Raw genomic sequence first — 906 nt, 5'->3', positions numbered from 1 at the left:
TTAAGGGATTCGCTCCACTTCGCAGCTTCGCTGCCCTCTGTATCTGCCATTGTAGCACGTGTGTAGCCCTACTCGTAAGGGCCATGATGACTTGACGTCGTCCCCACCTTCCTCCGGTTTATCACCGGCAGTCTCCCTGGAGTTCCCACCTTTACGTGCTGGCAAACAAGGATAAGGGTTGCGCTCGTTGCGGGACTTAACCCAACATTTCACAACACGAGCTGACGACAGCCATGCAGCACCTGTCTCAGCGCTCCCGAAGGCACTCCTCTATCTCTAAAGGATTCGCTGGATGTCAAGAGTAGGTAAGGTTCTTCGCGTTGCATCGAATTAAACCACATGCTCCACCGCTTGTGCGGGCCCCCGTCAATTCATTTGAGTTTTAACCTTGCGGCCGTACTCCCCAGGCGGTCTACTTAATGCGTTAGCGTCGAAAGCCAAAGTCTTAAACCTCAACCTCCAAGTAGACAGCGTTTACGGCGTGGACTACCAGGGTATCTAATCCTGTTTGCTACCCACGCTTTCGCATCTGAGCGTCAGTCTTTGTCCAGGGGGCCGCCTTCGCCACTGGTATTCCTTCAGATCTCTACGCATTTCACCGCTACACCTGAAATTCTACCCCCCTCTACAAGACTCTAGCCTGCCAGTTTCAAATGCGGTTCCGAGGTTGAGCCCCGGGCTTTCACATCTGACTTAACAAACCGCCTGCATGCGCTTTACGCCCAGTAATTCCGATTAACGCTCGCACCCTCCGTATTACCGCGGCTGCTGGCACGGAGTTAGCCGGTGCTTCTTCTGCAGCTAACGTCAAGCCATGCACGTATTAAGTACACCACCTTCCTCACTGCTGAAAGTGCTTTACAACCCGAAGGCCTTCTTCACACACGCGGCATGGCTGCATCAGGG

General features: G+C 53.6%; 1 rRNA gene. It reads right to left on the bottom strand.

The window, feature by feature from the left end:
• A 16S ribosomal RNA gene (locus WN56_RS08605) occupies positions 1-906 on the bottom strand; the annotation flags it as partial.

Origin of the sequence: Salinivibrio sp. KP-1 (assembly GCF_000968645.1) — a bacterium.
GTDB lineage: Bacteria > Pseudomonadota > Gammaproteobacteria > Enterobacterales > Vibrionaceae > Salinivibrio > Salinivibrio siamensis.
This window is presented reverse-complemented; position numbering and strand designations above follow the sequence as displayed.